Origin of the sequence: Agromyces albus (assembly GCF_004134825.1) — a bacterium.
GTDB classification, from domain to species: Bacteria; Actinomycetota; Actinomycetes; order Actinomycetales; family Microbacteriaceae; genus Agromyces; species Agromyces albus.
Map to the genome: position 1 here is coordinate 1 of NZ_SDPN01000045.1, position 22,530 is coordinate 22,530.

20 protein-coding genes are annotated in these 22,530 nt (G+C 70.2%); 2 read left to right on the forward strand and 18 right to left on the reverse strand.

Going from position 1 to position 22,530, the window contains the following annotated elements; genetic code table 11:
- The 7 genes from ESP51_RS17210 to ESP51_RS17240 form a co-directional block, all read right to left on the reverse strand.
- The coding region (locus ESP51_RS17210; protein ID WP_129522126.1) for an ATP-dependent helicase at positions 1-3,911 on the reverse strand (3,911 nt) is incomplete at its 3' end.
- Between the two features lie 216 nt (positions 3,912-4,127).
- Positions 4,128-4,958 carry an SseB family protein gene (locus ESP51_RS17215; RefSeq protein ID WP_129522127.1) on the reverse strand — a complete coding sequence of 277 codons (831 nt, stop codon included), beginning with the start codon at positions 4,956-4,958 and terminating at the stop codon, positions 4,128-4,130.
- On the reverse strand, positions 4,942-5,688 hold the full coding sequence (gene priA, locus ESP51_RS17220) for a bifunctional 1-(5-phosphoribosyl)-5-((5-phosphoribosylamino)methylideneamino)imidazole-4-carboxamide isomerase/phosphoribosylanthranilate isomerase PriA (RefSeq protein WP_129522128.1): 747 nt from the start codon (positions 5,686-5,688) through the stop codon (positions 4,942-4,944). The genes ESP51_RS17215 and priA overlap by 17 nt, the downstream gene beginning before the upstream one ends.
- Before the next feature lie 100 nt (positions 5,689-5,788).
- On the reverse strand, positions 5,789-6,427 hold the full coding sequence (gene hisH / locus ESP51_RS17225; protein ID WP_129522129.1) for an imidazole glycerol phosphate synthase subunit HisH: 639 nt from the start codon (positions 6,425-6,427) through the stop codon (positions 5,789-5,791).
- Entirely contained in the window at positions 6,424-7,038 is a 615-nt protein-coding gene (gene hisB, locus ESP51_RS17230) for an imidazoleglycerol-phosphate dehydratase HisB (protein ID WP_129522130.1), read from the reverse strand. Before hisB ends, hisH begins: the two co-directional genes overlap by 4 nt.
- Positions 7,035-8,135: a histidinol-phosphate transaminase gene (locus ESP51_RS17235; protein ID WP_129522131.1), complete on the reverse strand. Its 1,101-nt coding sequence runs from the start codon at positions 8,133-8,135 to the stop codon at positions 7,035-7,037. The genes hisB and ESP51_RS17235 overlap by 4 nt, the downstream gene beginning before the upstream one ends.
- A 61-nt stretch (positions 8,136-8,196) precedes the next feature.
- On the reverse strand, positions 8,197-8,586 hold the full coding sequence (locus ESP51_RS17240; protein WP_241843234.1) for a LysM peptidoglycan-binding domain-containing protein: 390 nt from the start codon (positions 8,584-8,586) through the stop codon (positions 8,197-8,199).
- Positions 8,587-8,844: 258 nt separating this feature from the next.
- On the opposite strand from ESP51_RS17240, the gene lexA reads away from it, so the two are divergent.
- Positions 8,845-9,534, forward strand: coding sequence for a transcriptional repressor LexA (lexA, locus tag ESP51_RS17245; protein ID WP_373426185.1), 690 nt, complete (start codon positions 8,845-8,847; stop codon positions 9,532-9,534).
- 28 nt (positions 9,535-9,562) lie between these two features.
- On the opposite strand, the gene ESP51_RS17250 is transcribed toward lexA, so the two are convergent.
- The 4 genes from ESP51_RS17250 to hflX form a co-directional block, all read right to left on the reverse strand.
- Complete coding sequence (locus ESP51_RS17250; protein WP_129522132.1) at positions 9,563-10,327, reverse strand: alpha/beta fold hydrolase; 765 nt, start codon at positions 10,325-10,327, stop codon at positions 9,563-9,565.
- 163 nt (positions 10,328-10,490) lie between these two features.
- Positions 10,491-12,836 (reverse strand): 5-methyltetrahydropteroyltriglutamate--homocysteine S-methyltransferase, encoded by a 2,346-nt coding sequence (metE, locus tag ESP51_RS17255; protein ID WP_129522133.1) that lies wholly within the window; start codon positions 12,834-12,836, stop codon positions 10,491-10,493.
- Positions 12,833-13,825: a methylenetetrahydrofolate reductase gene (locus tag ESP51_RS17260; RefSeq protein WP_129522134.1), complete on the reverse strand. Its 993-nt coding sequence runs from the start codon at positions 13,823-13,825 to the stop codon at positions 12,833-12,835. Before ESP51_RS17260 ends, metE begins: the two co-directional genes overlap by 4 nt.
- A gap of 202 nt (positions 13,826-14,027) precedes the next feature.
- Positions 14,028-15,554, reverse strand: a complete 1,527-nt coding sequence (gene hflX / locus ESP51_RS17265) for a GTPase HflX (protein WP_129522135.1) — start codon at positions 15,552-15,554, stop codon at positions 14,028-14,030.
- Between the two features lie 42 nt (positions 15,555-15,596).
- Here hflX and ESP51_RS17270 point away from each other — a divergent pair, with 42 nt between their 5' ends.
- Positions 15,597-16,253 (forward strand): class I SAM-dependent methyltransferase, encoded by a 657-nt coding sequence (locus ESP51_RS17270; RefSeq protein WP_129522136.1) that lies wholly within the window; start codon positions 15,597-15,599, stop codon positions 16,251-16,253.
- On the opposite strand, the gene dapF is transcribed toward ESP51_RS17270, so the two are convergent.
- The 7 genes from dapF to ESP51_RS17305 form a co-directional block, all read right to left on the reverse strand.
- Positions 16,240-17,121 carry a diaminopimelate epimerase gene (dapF, locus tag ESP51_RS17275; protein ID WP_129522137.1) on the reverse strand — a complete coding sequence of 294 codons (882 nt, stop codon included), beginning with the start codon at positions 17,119-17,121 and terminating at the stop codon, positions 16,240-16,242. The two genes, ESP51_RS17270 and dapF, sit on opposite strands and share 14 nt — an antisense overlap.
- A gap of 4 nt (positions 17,122-17,125) precedes the next feature.
- A complete protein-coding gene (miaA, locus tag ESP51_RS17280) occupies positions 17,126-18,046 on the reverse strand; it encodes a tRNA (adenosine(37)-N6)-dimethylallyltransferase MiaA (RefSeq protein ID WP_129522138.1) in 921 nt (306 codons plus the stop codon).
- A 1-nt stretch (position 18,047) separates the two neighbouring features.
- Positions 18,048-19,643 (reverse strand): tRNA (N6-isopentenyl adenosine(37)-C2)-methylthiotransferase MiaB, encoded by a 1,596-nt coding sequence (miaB, locus tag ESP51_RS17285; protein ID WP_129522139.1) that lies wholly within the window; start codon positions 19,641-19,643, stop codon positions 18,048-18,050.
- 12 nt (positions 19,644-19,655) lie between these two features.
- The gene (locus tag ESP51_RS17290) at positions 19,656-20,366 is read right to left on the reverse strand and encodes a regulatory protein RecX (RefSeq protein ID WP_164990578.1); all 711 of its coding nucleotides are present in this window, start codon (positions 20,364-20,366) and stop codon (positions 19,656-19,658) included.
- A gap of 37 nt (positions 20,367-20,403) precedes the next feature.
- A complete protein-coding gene (recA, locus tag ESP51_RS17295) occupies positions 20,404-21,474 on the reverse strand; it encodes a recombinase RecA (RefSeq protein WP_129522141.1) in 1,071 nt (356 codons plus the stop codon).
- A gap of 304 nt (positions 21,475-21,778) precedes the next feature.
- Positions 21,779-22,027, reverse strand: coding sequence for a DUF3046 domain-containing protein (locus ESP51_RS17300; RefSeq protein WP_129522142.1), 249 nt, complete (start codon positions 22,025-22,027; stop codon positions 21,779-21,781).
- Between the two features lie 64 nt (positions 22,028-22,091).
- Positions 22,092-22,400 carry a helix-turn-helix domain-containing protein gene (locus ESP51_RS17305; protein WP_022893434.1) on the reverse strand — a complete coding sequence of 103 codons (309 nt, stop codon included), beginning with the start codon at positions 22,398-22,400 and terminating at the stop codon, positions 22,092-22,094.
- Positions 22,401-22,530: the final 130 nt, after the last annotated feature.

Below are 22,530 nucleotides of genomic sequence, written 5' to 3' on the forward strand. Positions count from 1 at the left end.
CGCGGGGGGTTGGCCCGCGCCGTCGCGGCTCGGCTGGAGGTCACGCTCGCCGCGAGTGCCCGGCGGGAGAGCGACCCGCCCCGCAGCCTGGCTCTCGGCGTCGGTGGGGCGGTCTTGTGCGCGCCGCCCACGGCCAGCAGCCCGCGCACCGGGGCGAAGGTGTCGTTCGTCACCAGGCCGGCCCAGACGAGCCGCCAGAGGGCGTCGACCACCGGTTGCTCGTCGGTGGCGCCGATCGACTCGACGAGCTGACGGAAGAAGTAGCCGCCCCCGGTGCCGAGCACCGCGAGCAGCTCAGTCTCGATGGGATCGAGCGGCGCGGATGCCGGCATGGGCAGGGTGAGCTCCGCGGTCTCAGCGAGGTGCAGGCTCAGCCAGCCGTCGTCGCCCGCGAGGGTGCCGGCGCCCGCCCAGACGACCTCGCCCGAGGCGGTGAGCTCATCGAGCATGTCGGGTCGGTAGTCGGACACCCGGGCAGGGAGCACGAACGCCTCCCACGCCGAGGCGGGGATGCGGGCACCCTCGAGCTGCTCGATCACCGCAGCGACTCCGTCGACGCCGCGGAGCCTGCCGCCCACATGCTGCCATTCGGGAAGGAACCGCGCGTACTCGCGGGGCACGACCGGTTCGATCTCGTTGCGCAGCACCGCGAGGGACCGGCGCCGCAACCTCCGGAGCACCTCGCTGTCGCACCACTCCGTTCCAGTGCCACGAGGTGAGAACTCGCCCTCGACGACCCGGCGCTCGGCGGCGAGGCGCCCGAGCGCGGACGCGGCGACGGCGGCGCCGATGCCGAACCGTTCGGCCACGGCGTTCGCGGTGAACGGGCCGTGCGTGCGGGCGAACCGGCTCACGAGGTCGCCGAGCGGATCGCGAACGGGCTCGCCGAACACCTCGGGCAGGCCGGGCGGGATCGGCACGCCGAGCGCATCGCGCAGCCGGCTCAGGTCTTCGACTGCCGCGAACCACGGGCTGCCCGCGAACCGCACGACGGCGATGCGCCGGGCTTCGACGAGCGCGTGGAGCGCCGCTGCGGCATCCGTCTCGCCGTCGACGCGCTCGGCGACCTCCTCGGCCGTGAGCGGACCGAGATCTCGGAGGAGATCGACGACGCCCTCGTCGCCGCGGGCGGCGCGTTCGGGGGCGAGGCGCTGCAGCATCCGCTCGATCTCGTCGACGACCTCGGGATCGAGCAGCTCGCGCAGCTCGATCGTGCCGAGCAGGTCGGCAAGGAGGGCGGGATCGAGCGAGAGCGCAGCAGCGCGACGCTCGGCGAGCGGCGCATCGCCCTCGTACATGAACGCGCCGACGTATCCGAAGAGGAGGCTCGAGGCGAACGGGCTCGCCACCTCGGTGGTGACCTCCACGAAGCGGATCTCGCGAGCGGTGACGCGCTCGGCCAGCCGGGTGAGCGCCGGCAGGTCGTAGACGTCTTGCAGGCACTCGCGCACGGCCTCGAGCACGATCGGGAAGTCGGGGAAGTCGCGAGCGACCTCGAGGAGCTGCGAGGCGCGCTGGCGCTGCTGCCAGAGCGGCGAGCGCTTGCCGGGGTTCACCCGCGGCAGGAGCAGTGCTCGCGCGGCGCACTCGCGGAACCGTGATGCGAAGAGCGCCGACCCGCCGACGTGGAGCGTGACGAGCTCGGCGAGCTCGGCCGCCTCGAACGCGAACAGCTCGGCCCCTGGCGGCTCGTCGGCGGTGTCGGGCATGCGCAGCACGATGCCGTCGTCGCTCGCCACGGCGTTCGCGTCGACGCCGAACCGCTCCTGCACTCGAGCGCCCGCGGCGAGCGCCCACGGTGCGTGCACCCGCATGCCGTACGGCGAGTGCAGCACGATGCGCCAGTCGCCGAGCTCGTCGCGGAAGCGCTCGACGACGAGGTTCGTCGCGTCGGGCACGATGCGCGTTGCACCCCGCTGGTCGTCGATGAACGCGAGCAGGTTCTGTGCGGCGCGCTCGTCGAGGCCCGCGGCACGCGACCTCGCCACGCCCGCCTCGGCGGGCGAGTTCGCGAGGTCGGCAATGAATCCCCCGATGGCCTCGCCGAGCTCGGCCGGTCGGCCGATTCCGTCGCCCTTCCAGAACGGGAGCCGGCCGGGCTCGCCGAACGCGGGCGAGACGAGCACCCGGTCGTGCGTGATCTCCTGGATGCGCCAGCTCGTGGCCCCGAGCGCGAAGACGTCGCCGACTCGCGATTCGTACACCATCTCTTCGTCGAGTTCGCCGACGCGTCGCCCGGGTCCGGCTTCGCCGACCATGAAGACGCCGAAGAGACCGCGATCGGGGATGGTGCCGCCGCTCGTGACGGCGAGGCGCTGTGCGCCGCGACGGCCCACGAACGTGCCGGCATCGCGATCCCACACGATCCGGGGGCGCAGCTCGCCGAAGCGGTCGGACGGGTAGCGCCCGGCGAGCAGGTCGAGGGTCGCATCGAACGCCGATCGGGGCAGCGTGGCGAACGGTGCCGCGCGACGCACGACGTCGAACCACTCCTCGACGTCCCACTCGTCGACCGCAGAGGCGGCGATCGTCTGCTGCGCGAGCACATCGAGGGGGTTCGTCGGCACGCGCATCGCCTCGATCGAACCGGCGGCCATGCGTTCGACGACGACCGCCGAATGCAACAGGTCGGCCCGATGCTTCGGGAAGATCACGCCCTTCGAGATCTGGCCCACCTGATGCCCTGCGCGCCCGATGCGCTGCAGGCCGCTCGCGACCGATGGCGGCGACTCGACCTGCATGACGAGATCGACGGCGCCCATGTCGATGCCGAGCTCGAGACTCGACGTCGCGACGACACACCGCAACCGGCCGGACTTCAGGTCTTCCTCGACGAGGGCCCGCTCCTCTTTGCTCACCGAGCCGTGATGGGAGCGGGCGAGCACGGGCGCGGCACCGCCGGTGATGCCCGACGCGCCCACGGCCTCTGCCGGCGGGCGCACGGGTGCCTGGGAGGCATCCGCCGGAACCAGCACCGGGGCGTCGACCTCTGAGACGGCCGCGCCGACGGGCACCGGGATGCGCTCGGCCCACAATTCGTTGAGCCTCGCCGTCAGCCGCTCGGCGAGGCGCCGTGAGTTCGCGAACACGATGGTGGATCGGTGCGCGAGCACCTCGTCGAGGATGGCCGCCTCGACGTGCGGCCAGACCGATCCCGAGCCCGACTCGCCGGCGAGATCGGACAAGTCGTCGACCGGCACCGTGACGCTCAGATCGAACCGCTTGCCGCTCGGCGGGGCGACGATCGACACCGGCCGTGCGCCGGCGAGGAAGCGAGCCACCTCCTCGTGAGGCCTGACCGTGGCCGAGAGCCCGATGCGCTGCACCGGTCGCGCCGCGAGTGAGTCGAGGCGCTCGAGCGAGAGCGCGAGGTGCGCGCCGCGCTTCGAACCCGCCAGTGCGTGGATCTCATCGACGATGACCGTGTCGACTCCCGCGAGCGTTTCACGAGCAGAGGACGTGAGCATGAGATACAGCGACTCGGGAGTCGTGATGAGGATCTCGGGCGGATGCTTCACAAGCGTGCGCCGCTCGGCGGGCGGGGTGTCGCCCGAGCGCACGCCGACCGTCACCTCGGGCACGGACAAGCCGTGCGCCATCGCCGTGCGGGCTATGCCCACGATGGGCGCCCGGAGGTTGCGCTCGACGTCGACGCCGAGCGCCTTGAGCGGCGAGATGTACAGCACCCGGGTTCCCGCGGCCGCCGCCTCTGCGCCACCCGCGATCATGCGGTCGATGGCCCAGAGGAACGCCGCGAGCGTCTTGCCCGAGCCCGTGGGCGCCACGACGAGCGCATGATCGCCCTTCGCGATCGCCTGCCACGCGCCATGCTGCACCGAGGTGGGCGCGGCGAACGACTCCGTGAACCACGCCCGCGTCGCGGGCGAGAACGAGTCGAGCGCCTCAGGCATGACTCCATTCAACCTGATGCCGCCGACTCCGCCGCCTGAGCCGGCATCTCAGGCTTCTGCCACCGCAGCGTCTGAAAGCTCATGGCGGACCTGGATTCTGCGCTCCGACGCGCGCTTCCTATCGTGCTCCCAGGGGCGCGCCGGGTCAATGCCCCCGGTTCGGACTGCGGATGCCGCGCACGGTCGAACGGAGCCGGAAACGCGGCGAACGCGGGATCAGTCGCCGGCGCCGGTGAGGCGGACCGTGAGCGAATCGACGAGGGTCGCGATCGCGTCATCCGCCGCCCAGCGCGCCGCGAGCCGCTGCAGGACCGCGTCGAGCTCCTGCCGCGTGAGGCCGGCGACGAGCGTGAGGCGCACGACGAGTTCAGGGCCACGGAGCCGGGCCGTCGGGTCGCCCGGTGACAGCGAGACGCCGAGCACCGCGAGCTCGGTGCCGATCGACCGCTCGAATGCGGCGTGCACGTCGGGCGACTCGAACGGAGGACGCCACGGCAGCGATTGCGCAACCGACCAGACCGCGGGCCGGCGCAGTGCGAACTCCGTCTCGGAACCCGGGTCGAGGACGATGAGGTCGGTGCCGTCGTCGGCGGCCGCAAGCGCCACCCGCACGCCGTCGGCGGGAACGGGCCGGGCAGCGGGATTCCAGCGCGACATCGCCGCGACCGAGGAGAACACCGGCAGCACCTTCCGGCCGTCGGGGCCTTCGACGGTCACGATCGAGAGCTCCTGGCTCTTGTCGACGGCGAGCCCGTGCGCGCCGACCTCCGCAACGCCGTCGCCGAGCTCGGCGAGGAGCGGGATCAACAGGCGCGACCGGCCGAACGCGTCGACGACCGCCGCCTGGCCGGCCTCGCCGGCGTGGAACCTGCGCAGGGCGTCGGCGAGCTCGGTCGGCGCGCTGCCGTCGTCGGCGGCATGCGGGTTCGAGTCGAACGAACGTCCGGCCCAAGGCACGCCCGCCGAGTCGGCGCCGGCATCCGTCGGGCCTTCATCGGGCTCGGGGTCGGACCCGGGCCCGGGCTCGCGCTCAGTGCGAGGCGACATCCAGCGCCTCGGGCAGCGTGAACGCGCCGGCGTAGAGCGCCTTTCCGATGATCGCGCCCTCGAGTCCGAGCGGCACGAGCTCACGGAGCGCGACGATGTCGTCGAGGCTCGAGACACCGCCGGATGCGACCACGGGGTGGTGCGTGCGGTCCATGACCTGCCGGAGCAGGTCGAGGTTCGGCCCCTGCAGGGTGCCGTCTTTCGTGACGTCGGTGACGACGTAGCGCGCCGCCCCCGCCTCCTCGAGGCGTTCCATGACCTGCCAGAGGTCGCCGCCGTCCTGCGTCCAGCCGCGAGCCGCGAGCGTCGTGCCGCGCACGTCGAGGCCCACGGCGATCGCGTCGCCGTACTGGGCGATCACGGATGCCGCCCACTCGGGATTCTCGAGCGCCGCCGTGCCGAGGTTGATGCGCTTCGCACCGATGGCGAGGGCGTGCTCGAGCGACGCGTCGTCGCGGATTCCTCCCGAGAGCTCGACGTTGACGCCGCGCACCTGCCGGATGACCTTCTTCAGGATTCCCGCGTTGCTCCCGCGGCCGAACGCCGCGTCGAGGTCGACGAGGTGGATCCACTCGGCGCCCTGCTCGGCCCAGTCGACGGCCGCGTCGACCGGGTCGCCGTAGTTCGTCTCGGTGCCGGCTTCACCCTTGGTGAGGCGCACGGCCTTGCCGCCCGCGACGTCGACTGCAGGTAGCAGCACGAGGGCCGGGGTCTTGTTGAACTCGCTCATTCACTGTCCTCGATTCCGAGCCGCGATGCGCGGCGATCGGCACAGTCACAGCATCCTAGTCCGATTGGATCGGAGCGGCGCGAACTGCGCCGTATGTGCCTCAGCCGAGCGTGCCGAGCCAGTTGCCGAGCAGCCGGATGCCGGCATCCGACGACTTCTCGGGGTGGAACTGCGTCGCCGACAGCGGGCCGTTCTCGACAGCCGCGAGGAAGCGCCCGCCGTGCTCCGACCAGGTCAGCCTCGGCTGCGGGTATGGCGGCTGGACGTCGAGCAGCCACTCCTGCGCGGCGAACGAGTGCACGAAGTAGAACCGCTCGCCCTCGAGGCCCGCGAAGAGCGCGGATCCCTCGTCAGGCTCGACGGTGTTCCAGCCCATGTGCGGGAGCACCGGCGCCGGAAGCTCGGTGACGATGCCCGGCCACTCGCCGAGCCCCTCGGTGTCGACGCCGCGCTCGACTCCGCGCTCGAAGAGCACCTGCATTCCCACGCAGATGCCGAGCACCGGGCGGCCCCCTGCGAGGCGGCGGTCGATGATCTCGTCACCGCGCACAGCTCGCAGGGCGTTCATCACGGCGCTGAACGCACCGACGCCGGGCACGACGAGTCCGTCGGCCTCGAGCGCCGCGGCGCGATCGGCGGTGAGCTCGACGTCGGCTCCGGCGCGCTCGAGCGCCTTCGCGGCCGAGTGGACGTTGCCCGACCCGTAGTCGAGCACGACCACGCGAGGCGTGCGGGTCACAGCGCGCCCTTCGTCGACGGGATGCCGGCGACGAGCGGATCGAGCGCCTTCGCCAAGCGGAACGCACGCGCGAACGCCTTGAACTCGGCTTCGGCGATGTGGTGGGGATCGCGGCCGCCCAGCACCGTCACGTGCACCGTGAGGGCGGCGTTGAACGCGATGGCCTCGAAGACGTGGCGCACCATCGACCCGGTGAAGTGCCCGCCGATGAGGTGGAACTCGAAGCCCGCGGGCTCGCCCGTGTGCACGAGGTACGGCCGACCCGAGATGTCGACGACGGCTTGCGCGAGCGCCTCGTCGAGCGGCACGAGCGCGTCGCCGTAGCGCGAGATGCCGCGCTTGTCGCCGAGCGCCTGCCGAATGGCCTGGCCGAGCACGATGCCGACGTCTTCGACCGTGTGGTGCACGTCGATCTCGATGTCGCCCCGGGCACGCACCGTGAGGTCGGTGAGCGAGTGCTTCGCGAAGGCGGTGAGCAGGTGGTCGAAGAACGGCACGCTCGTCTCGATGTCGCTCACCCCGGTGCCGTCGAGGTCGATCGAGAGATCGATGCTCGATTCGCTCGTCTCGCGTTGCACACGGGCGGTGCGCGGTGCGCTCGCAGGGGTCATACGGCAATCCTATTCGGGCGTTCGGGCGCGAACAGCGCGATCGCCTCGAGGAACGCGCTCGTCTCCGCCTCGGTGCCGGCGGTCACGCGCAAGTGCCCCGGAATGCCGATCTCCCGGATCAGGATGCCGCGCTCGAGCAGTGCCTCGAACACGGCGTGCGGCTCGTCGACGCCACCGAAGAGCACGAAGTTCGAACCGCTGCGGTACGGGTGGAACCCGAGGCGCGAGAGCTCGGCGGAGATGCGCTCGCGCTGCCCGCGGATCTCGTCGACCATCGCGAGCATCTCGCTCGAGTGCGCGAGAGCGCCGAGGGCGGCCGCCTGAGTGAGTGCAGAGAGGTGATAGGGCAAGCGCACGAGCCGGAGCGCGTCGATCGCGGCGGGGTCGCCGGCGAGGTAGCCGACGCGGGCTCCGGCGAACGCGAACGCCTTGCTCATGGTTCGGGAGACGAGGAGGCGCGGTCGCCCCTCGAGCAGTGTGAGGGCGCTCGGGGTGCCGGGCTCCGCGAACTCGAAGTACGCCTCGTCGACGACGACGACGCCTCGGGCCGCATCGGCCACCGCCCGGATCGTGTCGAGCGCGAGCGGCGTGCCCGTCGGGTTGTTCGGTGCGCAGAGGAGCACGACGTCGGGATCGTGCTCCTGCACGGCCCTGACCGCCGTCTCGGTGCTCACTTCGAACTCGTCGTCGCGCGCCGCCATGATCCAGCCGGTGCCCGTGCCGGACGCGAGGAGCCCGTACATCGAGTACGTCGGGGAGAAGCCGAGTGCCACACGGCCGGGCCCGCCGTAGGCCTGGAGGATGTGCTGCAAGACCTCGTTCGATCCGTTCGCCGCCCAGATCTGCGCTGCTTCGAGCCCGTGGCCGAGGTACTCGGCCAACGATCGTCGGAGTTCGGTGAACTCCCGATCGGGATATCGGTTCAAGTGCAGGATCGCCGCAGCGACGCGGGCGATGATGTCGTGAGCGACATCTTCAGGGATCGGATGCGTGTTCTCGTTCACGTTGAGCGCGACCGGCACGGTCTGCTGCGGAGCGCCGTACGGCGACTTGCCGCGAAGGTCGTCACGGATGGGGAGCTCGTCGAGACTCGTCACCGTTCCATGCTAGCCACGCGGCACTGGCCATCTTCACCGCACAGCCCCCACCGCGGAGCGGTCAGGGCACGACGGGGAGGGCGAGTCGCTGGCCCGGCTCGACGACCGCGCCGTCAAGCCCGTTGAGCCTGATGATCTCGTCGATCACGACACGAGGGTCGCCGTTGGAAGCGATCGACTCGGCGATGGCCCACAAGGAGTCGCCCTGGTCGATCGTGACGTACTCGAACATCGCTCCGGTTGCGTCGACCTCTGCGGCCGCGCCGCCGGCGCCGAGCACCGTCACCAACGCCCATACGACGACGGGAACGGCAGCGAGGGCCGTGAACACGATGCGCCCACGGCGGGTGAGCCGAAGCCGTGCGTGCGCTTGCCCGCCGGCAGCCGACGTGGCGCTCTGTCGCGGCATCGCCGCCGTGCTGAATCCGGTCGTCACGATCGTTGCACTCATCTCACACCTCCTGTGGGAGACGCATCCGGCCCTCGGCCGGGAGGGCCGGATGCGAATCTCTGTTCCGAATGTATCTTCGAATGTCGGATGCCGCAAGCACCCACGCGCGAGAAAGATCCGCCCGCGAATACCGCGACACACTCGAACGAATGTTTGCCGCACCCGCGTAAGGCGGATACAGTTTCGAATGTTCGACCCCAGTCGATCAGATACCACCGACATCCGGTCGCCGTGCGGCCGCAACGAGGGGCGGAGACGTTGAGCACCGACATCGACGAAGCGCGCGATTCCGGGCGAGCGCGCCGCCGCAAGAGCCTGAGCGCGAAGCAAGTCGCCATCCTCGAGATGATCCAGCGGTCGGTGTCGAGTCGCGGCTACCCGCCGAGCATGCGTGAGATCGGCGACGCCGTCGGCCTCTCCTCGCTCTCGAGCGTCACCCACCAGCTCAACCAGCTCGAGCTCGCCGGCTACCTGCGCCGCGATCCCAATCGTCCGCGCGCCCTCGAGGTGCTCATCGAGGTGCCCGACTCCGAGTCGCGCGCGCCGTCCGAGTTCGAGCCGACGCCCGTCGGGGATGCCGCAATGGTGCCGCTCGTCGGCCGCATCGCGGCCGGCGTGCCGATCATGGCCGAGCAACAGATCGACGAGATCTTCCCCCTCCCCCGGCAACTCGTCGGGAAGGGCGAGCTCTTCATCCTCAAGGTCGTCGGCGACTCGATGATCGACGCGGCCATCTGCGACGGCGACTGGGTGGTCGTGCGTTCGCAGCGCACCGCCGAGAACGGCGAGATCGTCGCGGCGATGCTCGACGGCGAGGCCACGGTGAAGGTCTTCCGCCAGCGCGACGGCCACACGTGGCTGCTCCCCCGCAACAGCGCATTCGAGCCGATCGTCGGAGACCACGCCGAGGTGCTCGGCAAGATCGTCGCCGTGCTCCGCGCGGTCTGAGCTGAATCGAGCGCTCGGCCAGCGAGCGCTACGCCCGCGAGCGCACCGCAGCGACCTCGGGTACGGCAAGCGGCGCGATGCCCCGCAACCAGGCCACGACTGTCTCCATGAACCCGCCGTGGTCGTCGCGGAAGACCGTGTGGCCGGTGCCTCGCAGCGTCTTCACGGTCATGCCCTGATGTCGCAACTGCGAGGCGACCCTCGCGGTGATCAGCAGGCTCTTCTCCGCGAGCACGACGAGCGTGGGTGCGACGAGTCGCACGGGCGGCACGAGTGGCCGGGTGTCCGCGAACCCGAGGATGGTGCGCTTGTCCCAATCGCGCAGCGTCGCGAGCTCGATGTCCACGTCGACCGCGCTCCACTTCGGGTTCATCCGTACGAGCGCCGAGCGCGGCGGCCTCGGTGCGATCGCGAAGGCGAGCTTGTAGGCGACGCCGCGGATGCCGCGAGGGAACGAGAACGCCGGGTCGACGTAGATGGCGGCCCGCGGCGCCAGCTCATCGGCGACGAGACTCGCGACGAGCGCGCCGAGGGAGTGTCCCATGACGAGATCGGGCGGCCCCTCGAGCAGTGGAGAGAGCGTCTCGACGACGTCGTCCGCCCACGCCGCCGGCGAATAGCGGCGTGCCCTCGGGCTTCGGCCGTGCCCGGCGAGATCGACCGCGAGAACACGGAAGTCGTGCGACTCGAGTTCCGCCGTGACGCGGTGCCACGCTCGCGAGTCCGACATGATGCCGTGGATGAGGACCGCGGTCCGGGCGCCGCCACCTGATTCCCGGACTGCGAGTTGCATGGGCCGACGATAGGCGGCGCTCCTGTGCGCCCGCCCCACGGCACATGGGGAACCGCCGAGTACGACGCGGCTCGGGGCAGTGCGCGGGACAAGCCGGCGGAACAAGCTGGCAGGGCGGATGCCGGTCCCGCAGCATCCGCCCTGCCCTACCAGCGCTGCAGTGCTACTCGACGAGCGCCGGAGCCTCGAGGCGCGCCCGAACAGCGCGAGTCGCTTCGAGGATGTGCTCGAGCGACGCGACCGTCTCGGCGTAGCCACGGGTCTTCAGGCCGCAGTCGGGGTTCACCCAGAGCCGCGACGCCGGGATCTCGGCGACCGCCCGCTCGAGGAGCGCCTGCACCTCGGCGGCACTCGGCACTCGCGGGGAGTGGATGTCGTAGACACCCGGGCCGATGCCGTGGTCGAATCCGCTCGTCGCGAGGTCGTCGACCACCTCCATGCGGCTGCGAGCGGCTTCGATGCTCGTGACATCCGCATCGAGGTTGCGGATCGCATCGATCACGACGCCGAACTCCGAGTAGCAGAGGTGCGTGTGCACCTGGGTCGCGGATGCCGCGCCGCCGGTTGCGAGCCGGAACGAGCCCACCGACCAGTCGAGGTAGGCCGGCTGGTCACGACGCTTCAGCGGCAGCAGCTCGCGGAGCGCGGGCTCGTCGACCTGGATGACGCGGATGCCCGCGCCCTCGAGGTCGGCGATCTCGTCGCGGAGCGCGAGTGCGACCTGCCGCGCGGTGTCGCCGAGCGGCTGGTCGTCGCGAACGAACGACCACGCGAGGATCGTCACCGGACCGGTGAGCATGCCCTTCACGGGCTTCTCGGTGAGCGACTGCGCATAGGTCGACCACTCGACCGTCATGGGCGCAGGCCGCGACACGTCGCCCCAGAGGATCGACGGACGCGTGCACCGCGAGCCGTACGACTGCACCCAGCCGTGCTTGGTCACGGCGAAGCCGTCGAGCAGCTCGGCGAAGTACTGCACCATGTCGTTGCGCTCGGGTTCGCCGTGCACGAGCACGTCGAGCCCGATCTCCTCCTGCAGGCGCACGACGCGTTCGATCTCCTCGCGCATGAGCGTGCGGTACTCGTCGTCGGAGAGCGAGCCGTTCAGGAGTCCGGCGCGCGCGCGACGGATGTCGGTCGTCTGCGGGAACGAGCCGATCGTCGTGGTCGGCAGTTCGGGAAGCGCGAGCGCTTCCTGGGCGGCGACGCGCTCGGCGTATGCGGCACGGGAGAAGTCGCCGTCGGCGAGGGCCGCGAGACGTTCGCGCACGGTCGGCACGCGAACACCCGGTGCCGCACTGCGGTCGGCGAGGGCAGCGGATGCCGCTGCGAGCTCCTCCTCGATCGCCGCGCGACCCTCGGCGAGTCCGCGTGCGAGCACGGCGAGCTGCGCCACCTTCTGGTCGGCGAACGCGAGCCAGCTGACCAGACGCGCGTCGAGCTCGGTCTCGTCGTCGACGTCGTGCGGCACGTGCAGGAGCGAGGTCGAGCTCGAGACGGCGACGGCACCGGAGAGGGCGCGCAGCGCCTCGGCACGTTCGAATGCCGCGGCGAGGTCGCCCCGCCAGATGTTGTGGCCGTCGACGACGCCCGCGACGAGCGTCTTCGCGGCGAGCGACTCGCTCGTCGCCGGGTCGAGCTGCTCGGGCAGCGAGCCGCGCACGAGGTCGAATCCGATCGCCTCGACCGGCGTCGCCGCGAGAGCGGGCAGAGCGTCGTCGAGGGCACCGTAGGGCGCGGCCACGAAGATGGCGGGACGAGGTCCGGCAGCGCCGAGCGCGTCGTAGGCCACGCCGATCGCGTCGATCACGCGATCGCGCGGCTCGTCGATGCTCTCGCTCACGAGCGCCGGCTCGTCGAGCTGCACCCACTCGGCGCCGGCTTCGGCGAGTTCCTCGAGGAGCTCGACGTACACCGGAACGAGGTCGGCGAGCCGGTCGATCGGCCGGAAGCCCTCTGGCGCACCGTCGGCGGGCTTCGCGAGGAGGAGGAACGTCACCGGTCCGACGACGACGGGGCGCGTGAGGAACCCGGCTGCTCGAGCCTCGGCGAACTCGCCGAGGATGCGCTCGGCGTGCAGGGAGAAGTCGGTGTCGGGGCCGACCTCGGGCACGAGGTAGTGGTAGTTCGAGTCGAACCACTTCGTCATCTCGAGCGGCGCATCGTCGCCCACGCCACGGGCGATCGTGAAGTAGGTGGCGAGGTCGACGCTGCCGTCGTCGGCCAGCAGGTGGCGGAACCGCTCGGGAACCGCGCCGACCGCGACCGCGGCGTCGAGCACCTGGTCGTAGTAGGAGAACGACTCGGGGATCGACGAGTCGTCACGGCCGAGCCCGAGCTCGGCGAGGCGCTCGCGAGTGGCCGCCCGGAGTTCGAACGAGCGCTGCTCGAGCTCATCGGCGTCGATCGAGCCGGCCCAGAAGGCCTCGACGGCGCGCTTGAGCTCGCGGCGCCGCCCGATTCGCGGATATCCGAGGATGGTTCCCGTGGGGAAGGCGTATGCAGTCATCGTTGCGTGGTGTTCCTCTCGTTGACGAGCTGGTCGGGATTTCTGAGATCGAGTCGGTTGAGCACCTCGAGCACGACCTCGTGGCGGTTGTAGGTGTAGAGGTGAAGTCCGGGTGCGCCGCCCTCGAGCACTGCGGCGGCGAGCCGGGCGGCGAAGGTGATGCCGAGTTCGGCCTGAGCCGCGGCATCCGGTTCGATCTCGAGGTCGATGGCGAGCTCGGCCGGCGGCTCGACTCCCGTGAGCTCGGTGAGTCGTGCGAGCCGGGCCGGCGTGGTGACGGGCATGATGCCCGGGACGATCGGAATCGTGACGCCGCCGGCGCGAGCGCGGTCGACGAACGTGAGGTAGTCGTCGGCACGCCAGAAGAGCTGGGTGATCGCGAGGGTCGCTCCCGAGATCTCCTTCGCAAGCAGGATGTCGACGTCGTGGGCGATCCCCCGCGATCGCGGATGCCCCGTCGGGAACGCCGCGACCGCGACTCGCTCGGGGCGAGCGCGTTCCCGGATGCGAGAGGCGCCCGGCATGCCGGGCATGCCGACCTGAGCGAAGGGCTCACGCTCCTCCTGCACGCGGTGGATGAGTTGCACGAGCTCGGCAGCGCTCGCGAGATCGCCGATTCCGGCGTCGGGGTCGGCGCCGACCGGCGGATCACCGCGCAGGGCGAGGAAGCTCGTGACCCCCGCGTCGAGGAACTCGCGCACGAGCCGGTTGGCCTCGGAGTGCGAGGAACCGACGCACGTGAGGTGCGCCATCGGCTCGACGTTCGTGTGCGCGAGCAGGTAGCGGAGCACGGTGAGCGAGCGGTCGCGCGAGGTGCCGCCCGCGCCGAAGGTCACGGAGATGAACGCGGGATCAGCCTCGGCGAGGCGGTCGATCGTGCGGCCGAGTGCGAGCGCCGCGGCATCCGTTCGGGGTGGGAACAGCTCGAACGAGATCGGCGGTCGAGGCCGACAGTCCGCGCCCTCGGCGGCGGATCCGGTCTCTGCCATGGTGCTCCTGCGTGGCATGCTGCGACGGCGGAGGCACGGCAGGCCGCGTCCCCCGGCCGAAACGGCGGGTGGGTCTCGCGGGCGGGTGCCGGGCTCGGCGGTCGCTCCAGGCGAGGCGGCATCCGGCCGCTCGCCAACGATCAAGAGCGACGATACGCCCCCGAGGCGACGCTCGCGCGCAAATGACGCGGCGTGACGCAGCTCAGGCGACGACGGATGCGGCGGCGAACTCGGCGAGCTGGGCCGCCTGCTCCGGCGATGCGAGCGCGCGAATGCGGGTGCCCTCTTCGTTGTACTCGACCGACAGCACGCGACCCGTCTCGTGCAGCGTCGACACGATGTCGCCGCGGTCGTAGGGCACGAGCAGGTCGATCTCGACCGCGGGATCGGGCAGCATTCGCGCGATCGCCGCGAGCACGTCGCGCACGCCTTCGCCCGTGCGGGCGGAGGCGAAGATCGCGTCGGGCTCGAGACCGCGAAGCACCAGCCGGTCTTCAGGCGACACGAGGTCGGCCTTGTTGAAGACGACGAGTTCGCGGATGTCGCGAGCGCCGAGCTCGCCGATGACCTCGCGCACCGTGGCGATCTGGCCCGCAGGGTCGGGGTGGGCCGCGTCGACGACATGCACGATCAGGTCGGCGGCGGCGACCTCTTCGAGGGTCGAACGGAACGCCTCGACGAGCTGGTGCGGCAGGTTGCGCACGAATCCGACGGTGTCGGCGATCGTGTAGACGCGGCCGTCGGCCGTCGTGTTGCGTCGCACCGTCGCGTCGAGCGTGGCGAAGAGGGCGTTCTCGACGAGCACGCCCGCGCCCGTGATGCGGTTGAGCAGGCTCGACTTGCCGGCGTTCGTGTATCCGGCGATCGCCACGGACGGCACCGCGTTGCGCTTGCGGTTCGCGCGCTTGGCCTCACGTGCGGGCTTCATGGCCACGATCTGCTTGCGGAGGCGGGACATGCGCGTGTGGATGCGGCGCCGATCGAGCTCGATCTTCGTCTCACCGGGACCACGTGAGCCCATGCCCGCGCCGGCGCCGCCGACCTGACCACCGGCCTGGCGCGACATCGACTCGCCCCAGCCGCGCAAGCGGGGAAGCAGGTATTCGAGTTGCGCGAGTTCGACCTGCGCCTTGCCCTCGCGGCTCTTCGCGTGCTGGCTGAAGATGTCGAGGATGACGGCCGTGCGGTCGATGACCTTGACCTTCACCACGTCTTCGAGCGCGCGTCGCTGGCTGGGCGCGAGCTCGGTGTCGGCGATGACGGTGTCTGCGCCGAGTGCAGCGACGACATGCCGGAGCTCTTCGGCCTTGCCGCTGCCGAGGTACGTGCTGGGGTCGGGATTCGGACGGCGCTGCAGCAGCCCGTCGAGCACGCGCGCGCCGGCCGTCTCGGCCAGGGCGGCGAGCTCTCGCATGGAGTTCTCGGCGTCGTCTTGCGCACCCTGTGCGTAGACGCCGATGAGCACGACGTTCTCGAGCCGCAACTGCCGGTACTCGACCTCGGTAACATCTTCGAGCTCGGTGGAGAGGCCGCTGACGCGGCGAAGGGCGGCACGCTCTTCGCGCTCGTACTGCTCGCCGTCGGTGGAGCCGGCGGATGCGTCATCCGACCCGGGAGCCATGAGTGCTTCGGCGGGTGCGCCGAAGCGCGTGACGCCCGCCTTGGAAGCTGCGCCTCTCAGCACACGCTCGACGGCGTCGTCGGCGGTGTCGTGTTCGGCTTCATTCATCGTGTTAACCCTAGTTCCAATCGCTGCGATAGGTTCCCCTGTATGCCCTCGGACCACTATTTCTCCTCGAATCCGCGGAGCGGCCGCGCTCCCCGCACCATCCGGGTGCAACTCGTGGGCCGAGAGGTCGAACTCGAGACCGCGGGCGGCGTCTTCAGTCCCGAACGCATCGACGCCGGCACCCGGGTGCTGCTCGGAACCGTGTCCGAGCCCCCGCAGCACGGGCACCTGCTCGATGTCGGGTGCGGTTGGGGTCCGATTGCGCTGACGCTCGCCGTCAAGGCGCCTGAGGCGATCGTCTGGGCGATCGACGTGAACGAGCGGGCGCTCGATCTCGTGCGACGCAACGCACGTCGCCTCGGCCTCGACAATGTCAACGCCGTGCTGCCCGACGATGTTCCCGACGGGATCCGCTTCGCAACCATCTGGTCGAATCCGCCGATCCGCGTCGGCAAGGCGGAACTGCACGCGCTCCTGCTGCGCTGGCTGCCACGACTCGACGCCGACGCGATCGCATGGCTCGTCGTGCAGCGAAACCTCGGCTCGGACTCGCTCCAGCGGTGGCTCGACGAGACGTTGCCCGAAGGCTTCGAGGTCGATCGCGCCGAGCTCTCGAAGGGATACCGGGTCCTCACGGTCAGCGCGCCGGGCGACCCTGCGCCGGGTCAGGGCACGAACCCGGACCTCACGCGAGGCTGAGCACGCCGTCGAACACGAGTTCGGCCGGGCCCGACAGGGCGACGTGCTCTCCGTCGTCGCCCGCGAACATGCGCACGCCGAGCACACCGCCCGGCACCTGCACGCGCCATTCGTCGGGTGCGCCGGCGCCGGCCCAGTGCCGCACGGCGAGCGCCGCGGCCACCGCACCCGTGCCGCATGAGAGCGTCTCACCCGATCCGCGTTCGTGCACGCGCATCCGGATGCGTCCGACCCCGTCTTCGACGAGCGGATCGGCCGGTACGACGAACTCGATGTTGGCGCCGGCTTCGGGCACCGGTTCGAGCATCGGCTGGTAGGCGAGGTCGAGCCCGTCGAGCTCTGCGTCGTCGGCGAGCGCCACGACGACGTGCGGATTGCCGACGTCGATGCCGATGCCGGGCCGGGCGACGGGAAGATTCTTCGCCCGAACGAGCGGCTCTCCGCCTGCGAGTCGCCAGCGGCCGAGGTCGGCCTCGAATCCGGCGCGGTTGGGCGTGACGGTGCGAACGCCTGCCCTCGTCCCGATCGCGATGGAGTCTCCGGGGTGCAGCTCTGCGAGGCCCTGGTCGAGGAGGTACTTCGTGAAGACGCGGATGCCGTTGCCGCACATCTCGGACACGCTGCCGTCGGCGTTCCAGTAGTCCATGAACCAGGTCGCGTCGGAGTCGGCGGCAAGCGCCGGAGCGCCGTCGTCGAGGTTGCGGGAGCGCACGGCTCGGATGACCCCGTCGGCGCCAACGCCGAAACGACGGTCGCACACCGCGGCGATCTGCGTCGGAGTGAGCTCGGTGTCGCCTTCGGGATCGCTGAAGAGCACGAAGTCGTTGCCCGTGCCCTGTCCCTTGGTGAACCGCAGATCGAACGACATGACGTCAGTCTATGGCCGCCTGACGGGCCAGTTCCGCGCCTCGGGCGACGACGTCGTCGGGGTCGATCGTCTCGGCGTGACGGTACCGCTTGAACCAGGCGACCTGGCGGCGCGCATAGGTGCGGGTGAGTTGCCGCGTCTCGTCGATCGCCTCCTGGCGAGTGAGCCGCCCTGCCAACTCGCCGAGGGCTTGCGCGTAGCCGATGGCCTGGCGCGCGGTCACCCCTCGCTCGATACCCTGCGGGATGAGCCCGCGCACCTCGTCGAGGAGCCCGCCCTGCCACATGGCGGCCGTGCGCTCATCGAGACGTTGCACGAGGCGCGCCCGGTCGCTGCGAAGGTGCACGATACGGTGCTCGCGCCACGGAACCGGCTCGTCGGGCAGCCGCGCCGCCTTGGGCTCCCCCGTGAGCTCGATCACCTCGAGAGCGCGCACGATGCGTCGGCCGTTCTGCGCGTCGACGCTCGCGGCGGTCTCAGGGTCGATCGCACGCAACCGGGCGTGCAGGAGACCCGGACCCTGGTCGGCGAGCTCCTGCTCGAGCCGCGCCCGCAATGCGGCATCCGTGCCGGGGAATCGGAAGTCATGGATCACCGACGACACGTAGAGTCCGGAGCCGCCGACGAGGAGGGCGACGCCGTCACGCGCGAGGATCTCGTCGATGACGCTCCGAGCACTCGATTGGTAGGCCGCGACGGATGCCTCCTCGGTGACGTCGAGCACGTCGAGGAGGTGGTGCGGCACGCCCCGTCGCTGAGTTTCCGTGAGTTTCGCGGTGCCGATGTCCATGCCGCGATAGAGCTGCATCGCGTCGGCGTTCACGACTTCGGCGACGCGGCCGACCCGGCCGAACGCCTCGGCGAGGTCGAGCGCGAAGTCGGACTTGCCGGTGCCCGTGGCGCCGACGATCGCGATGAGGGTCACGTCAGCGTTCGGCGTCGGTGGGGTCGTAGATGGGCATGGTGCCGACGCCGGGAGCCACGAGCGGCTCGGTGCCACGTGCGCGCAATGTGGGGAGGCCGAGCGAGACGCGACCGGCAGCGGATGCCTCAGAGGTCGCCGGCACGCCGCAGCTCTCGGCTTGCGCGCGGTCCCACGCGTCGCCGGCTCGCGTGCGGCGGATGCGGAGCGGAGCGTCGTCGGCGGAGTCGGCGAGGAGGTGGAACGGCGCCGCTTGCGTGACGGTGACCGAGACCACGTCGCCGGGGCGCGGGAGCTCGGACCCCGCGGGCACTTCGAAGTGCACGAGCCGGCTGTCTTCGGCGCGCCCGCTCAAGCGATGCGTCTCTGCGTCTTTCTTGCCTTCGCCGTTGGCCACGAGCACCTCGACCGGTCGGCCGACGACGCGCAGGTTCTCCTCCCAGGAGATGTGCTCCTGCAGCGCGATGAGCCGCTCGTAGCGTTCTTGGACGACGGCCTTCGGCACCTGGTCGGGCATCGTCGCTGCGGGCGTGCCGGGCCGGATGGAGTACTGGAAGGTGAACGCGGAGGCGAACCGAGCGGCTTCGACGACGCGCAGCGTCTCTTGGAAGTCCTCCTCGGTCTCACCGGGGAAGCCGACGATGATGTCGGTGGAGATGGCCGCGTTCGGGATTCGGGCGCGAACGCGGTCGAGGATGCCGAGGAACTTCTCGGAGCGGTAGGAGCGACGCATGGCCTTGAGGATGCGGTCGGAGCCCGATTGCAGCGGCATGTGCAGCTGGGGCATGACGGCTGGCGTGTCGGCCATCGCGTCGATGACGTCGTCGGTGAACGCAGCCGGATGCGGGCTCGTGAAGCGGATGCGCTCGAGGCCGTCGATCTCGCCGGCCGCGCGGAGCAGCTTGCCGAACGCCTGCCGGTCGCCGAACTCGACGCCATAGGAGTTGACGTTCTGCCCGAGCAGCGTGACCTCGATCGCGCCGTCGTCGACGAGGGCCTGGATCTCGGCGAGAATGTCGCCGGGCCGCCGGTCCTTCTCCTTGCCCCGCAGCGCCGGGACGATGCAGAACGTGCACGTGTTGTTGCAGCCGACGGAGATGGACACCCATCCGCTGTAGCTGGAGTCGCGCTTCGTCGGCAGCGTGGAGGGGAAGACCTCGAGCGAGTCGAGGATCTCGAGCTGCGCCTCGTCGTTATGGCGAGCACGCTCGAGCAGGCTCGGCAGCGACCCCATGTTGTGCGTGCCGAAGACGACGTCGACCCATGGCGCCTTCTCGAGGATGACGTTCTTGTCCTTCTGCGCGAGGCAGCCGCCCACCGCGATCTGCATGCCGGCGTGGCGGCGCTTGACGCTCGCGAGGTGGCCCAGGTTGCCGTAGAGCTTGTTGTCGGCGTTCTCGCGGACGGCGCACGTGTTGATGACCACGATGTCGGCCTCGGCGCCGTCGGCGGGCACATAGCCCGCGGCTTCGAGTGAGCCGCTGAGCCGCTCGGAGTCGTGCACGTTCATCTGGCATCCGAATGTGCGAACCTCATAGGTTCGCGGCGTGGGTGCCGACTCGGTGGCCTCGACGCGCGAGACCTCGTGAAGGGTGCTCATGATCGCACCAGTTTACGAGCCTGGGGCTGCGAGCGCGGACGACACCGCCTCACGCACGACATCGCCGGGGTACCCCCGCCGCTGCAGGAACGCCGACAGGCGGCGCTCGGCCGTCTTGCGATCGAGTCCGGTGAGCTGGCGAGCGCGTCGCTCGGCGACCGCGTGGGCGTTCTCACGTTCCACCTCGGGATCGAGCTCATCGACGGCGGCGCGCGCGGCCGTTGGATCGACGCCGCGTCGCCCGAGTTCTTGCATGATGGCGCCGCTCCCCTTGCCGCGACGCGCACCATGGCTGTGCACGACCTGCTCGGCGAGCCGGGCGTCGTCGAGATAGCCGAGTCGCTCGTAGCGCTCGATCCACTCCTCGATCTCGACTTCGTCGAGGCCGTGCTCGACGAGCACCGATCGCACCTCGGTGATCGAAAGCGCGGACCGCCGGAGCCGCGATACGACGAGCCGGTCGATGCGCTCATCGCGCTCAGCACCGGACTCCGACTCGGTGCGCTCGTCGTCGTCACCGACGGCGGCAAGGCGTGATCGCCGACTGAGTCGACTCTGCCCACCGAACTCCCGACGCTGAGGACGCTCCGCCGCCGCTTCGGGCGCCGACGACTCCTCGGGCTCGGCTCGGGACACGGGCGATGCTCGCTGTGCCTCCCCTGCCGGCGTCGCCCATGGCAGGTACGAGACCGGGGCGAGGTGCTCCGATGACTCATCACTCATGTGTCGCTCCTCTCCCCGGTCGTCGTGCAGAACAGTGTCAGGCGCCCTTGCGCCCGAGCTTGGGCGCGATCGGCTCGACATTCGACGGCTTCTCGGCCGCAGCGGCGCCGGCCTCGCCGATGCCGAGCTTCGTGAGGATCTTGCGCTCGATATCGAGGGCGATGTCGGGATTCTGCAGGAGGAAGTTGCGCGAGTTCTCCTTGCCCTGGCCGAGCTGGTCGCCGTCGTACGTGTACCACGCACCCGACTTCTTCACGATGCCCTGGTCGACGCCGTAGTCGATGAGGCTGCCCTCACGCGAGATGCCGATGCCGTAGAGGATGTCGAACTCGGCCTGCTTGAACGGCGGAGCCATCTTGTTCTTCACGACCTTGACACGCGTGCGGTTGCCGACCGCCTCGGTGCCGTCTTTCAACGTTTCGATGCGTCGGATGTCGAGGCGCACCGAGGCGTAGAACTTGAGCGCCTTACCGCCGGCGGTCGTCTCGGGGCTTCCGAAGAAGACGCCGATCTTCTCGCGGAGCTGGTTGATGAAGATCATCGTGGTGTTGGTCTGGTTGAGACCACCTGTGAGCTTGCGGAGTGCTTGCGACATGAGCCGGGCCTGGAGACCGACGTGCGAGTCGCCCATCTCACCCTCGATCTCGGCTCGAGGCACGAGGGCCGCGACCGAGTCGATGACGATCAGGTCGATCGAGCCGGAACGCACGAGCATGTCGGCGATCTCGAGCGCCTGCTCGCCCGTATCGGGCTGGGAGACCAGGAGGGCGTCGATGTCGACGCCGAGCTTCTTGGCGTAGTCGGGGTCGAGCGCGTGCTCGGCGTCGACGAACGCCGCGATGCCGCCCGCACGCTGCGCGTTGGCGATGGCGTGGAGCGTGAGCGTGGTCTTGCCCGACGACTCCGGGCCGTAGATCTCGATGATTCGGCCGCGAGGGAGGCCGCCGACGCCGAGGGCGACGTCGAGGGCGATCGATCCCGTTGGGATGACCTCCACAGGAGCCCGGTCTTCGCTGCCGAGCCGCATGACCGACCCCTTGCCGAACTGGCGGTCGATCTGTGCGAGCGCGGTCTCGAGTGCTTTCTCGCGATCTGCTGCTGATGGCATTTGCTGGCTCCTTTGATGCTCGACGTTGCTGCCTCTAGGCTGTCGTTCCACGTTGCGGGCCGTGACCCGCGGCGTCTCGCGACAAGGCGGTTGCGGTGTGTTCCGACGCTTCGACCGTATGGCCGACCACCGACATCCGACGCCGTGTTCGACGGGGATGTGGAGGGAAACGCCGTTCCTCCTGCTGTTGAGGAGACTATCGCAGGAACCGAACGCATGTTCGAAGGATCGCCCGCGTGTCGAACACGTCTTCGGGCGGTGGTCATGATGGAAGAGACCGCCAGCAGCAAGGGTCAGGCGAGCGTCAGCCGGCACCGCGGGCGTCATGCGAGCCGGGCTGGCGCCGCCGGCCGACGCCGTGCCGGCGAGCAGGCGGCACGTCGGCGGCATCGCAGAGCGCGAGCCACACCGAGCGCGGATCGACGCCGTCGGCGAGCGCCTCGCGGGCCGTGCGCCCGTCGAGCGTCGCGAGCACCAGGTCGTTCACGAGCACGCCGGCGTAGCCGGGCCCGAACTCCTCTTCGACGGCGATCTGGAACTCGCTCAGTCTCAACGGGTGCCTCCGGGCATGCAATCGGCCGGTCCGAGGACCGGCCGATGCGTTGGAACGAACTGGGTCAGCGGACCATCATGTCTGCGTCGAACTCGGCAACGAGCTCGTCGGGCAGGCTGTCAGGCACCACCGAGAGGCCTTCGAGAACCGCGATGCGGTCTCCGACCTCGTGCATGATCACGGAGATGGGCGTGTCGAGGGCGTCGGCCACCGAAGCGAGAATCTCGGAGGAGGCCTCTTTCTGGCCGCGCTCCACCTCGCTCAGGTATCCGAGCGCGACGCTTGCCTTGCTCGCCACCTGCCGAAGGGTGCGGCCCTTCTGCAGACGGAAGTCCCTCAGCACATCGCCGATCTCTTGTCGAACCAGAACCATCGGAACCTCCTTCTCTCCGCCTTGCGACTCCGCCGGGTATCAGAACGGGAAGTTCGGTCACTTCGGACTTCCCGTGTCTTCTAATCTAGCGTCGCACACTGGGCCTTCCGTGTGAACCTGCCACATGTAA